The 1,855-nt window shown below is 78.0% G+C and carries 2 protein-coding genes; both read left to right on the plus strand.

Annotation, left to right across the window (positions count from 1 at the left end):
* The coding region (locus AC2CHE_RS26780) for a nicotinate-nucleotide--dimethylbenzimidazole phosphoribosyltransferase (protein ID WP_484507598.1) at positions 1-1,318 on the plus strand (1,318 nt) is incomplete at its 5' end.
* Positions 1,308-1,855 (plus strand): adenosylcobinamide-GDP ribazoletransferase (locus AC2CHE_RS26785; RefSeq protein ID WP_484507599.1); only part of this gene is annotated, 548 nt, incomplete at its 3' end. The genes AC2CHE_RS26780 and AC2CHE_RS26785, both read left to right, overlap by 11 nt.

Genomic DNA, 1,855 nt, shown 5'->3' on the forward strand with positions numbered 1-1,855 from the left:
GGCCGGCCCGGCCGCCGCCCCGGTGCCCGCGCAGGCCGGCCCGGCCGGTCAGTCACCGGTCGCCGCCGATGCGCCACCGCTGCCCGACGCACCGCCGGTGACCACCCCGCAGGTGTCCGCCGAAACCAACTCCGACGCTGTCGGCACCGGCTGGACGGCGCCCACCATGGCTCTCCCGGTGGCCGCGACCGGCCTGGTCATCCAGCCCGGCATGGAACTGCCCATGCCCGACGAGGAGGCCGGACCACAGGCCGTCGAGCGGCTGGCGGGCCTGGACGTGCCGGGCACCGGGCTCGGCACTCTGGAACAGGTGATCTCGTTTGCCGCCGCCACCCAGGGCACCCCCACGCCGACGCCGTGGCGGTCGGTGCGGGTGCTGCTGGTGCACGGCGACCACAGCGGCGGGGTAGCCGCCGGCACGGTGAGCGGTGAGTCGGAGCGGCGGGCCGGGCAGGCCCGGGCCGGGCAGGGCGTGCTCGCCCGGCTGACCGCCGAGAGCGGGGCGAGCCTTCAGGTGGTGGACGCACCCGCCGCCGCACCCATCGAGCACGGCCCGGCGCTGGACGCCGATCAGGTGGACTCGGCCTTGCGCTACGGCTGGCGGTTGGCCGAGAAGGCGGCGGATGCCGGCGTACAACTGCTGGTGCTGGCCGCCTGCGGTGCCGGCGCGGAGGCCACCGCCGCGGCGGTGCTGGCCGCGACCGCCGGCGCCGAACCGCCCGCGGTGCTCACCCGGGTGGTCACGGCGGGTGGCGAGATCGACGACGTGGCCTGGATGGCGCGCTGCGCCGCGGTCCGTGACGCCCTGCACCGCACCCGCCGCTCCTCGCGGGACGCCGTGACCGTGCTCGCCGAGCTGGGCGGTGGGGACATCGCCGTCGCCACCGGCATCCTGCTGGGCGCGACCGCCCGCCGGCTGCCGGTGCTGCTGGACGGGCCGGTCGGGGTGGCCGCCGCGCTGATCAGCCGGGACCTGGCCGGGCAGGCCCGGCACTGGTGCCTGCTGGCCGACGACGGCGGTCATCCGGCCGTCCGGCTGGCCGCCGACGTGCTCGGCCTGGATCCGTTGGCCCAGCTGCGACTCGACCTCGGCGAGGGGGCGAACGCGCTCACCGTCCTGCCGCTGCTGCGCTCGGCGCTGGCACTGTCCGCCGCGCTGCCGTCCCGCCCCGAGGGCGACGACAGCGAGGGCGGCGAGCCGGGCCCGGTCGAGGAGGCGGAGCCCGACTTCCACGAGCCGGAGCCCGAGGGGCCCGGCCCAGCCACCACCGCGCCGGCCACCGAGCCGACGGAGACCTCCGCCGCACGTGCCGGCTGAGCCCCGGCTCGGTGACGGAGCGCGGCTGGCGCTGACCACCCTCACCATCCTGCCGCTTCGCGTCGGCCGGATCGACCGGGCCACCGCCGGTACGGCGATGACGCTCGCCCCGGCGGTCGGCGTGCTGCTCGGGGTGCCGCTGGCCGGCGTACTGCTGCTGCTGGAGGCCCGCACCGCGCCGCTGGTCGCCGCCGGGGTGACCGTCGCGGTGGCCGCCCTGCTCACCCGGGGGCTGCACCTGGACGGACTGGCCGACACCGTGGACGCGCTCGGCTCGTACCGGCGCGGCCCGGCCGCTCTGGAGATCATGAAGAAGCCAGACGTGGGGCCCTTCGGCGTGGTCGCCCTGGTACTCGTCCTGCTGGTGCAGGCCGCCGCGCTGGCCGAGTTGGTCGGCCGGTCCCGCCCGGCGGTGTTCGCGGCCGTGCTGACGGCCTCGGCGGCGGGGCGGCTCGGGGTGACGTTGGCCTGCCGCCGTGGGGTGCCGGCGGCGCGACCGGAGGGACTGGGTGCGCTGGTCGCCGGCAGCGTCGGGCC

Source organism: Micromonospora sp. ATLC16 (assembly GCF_057196645.1).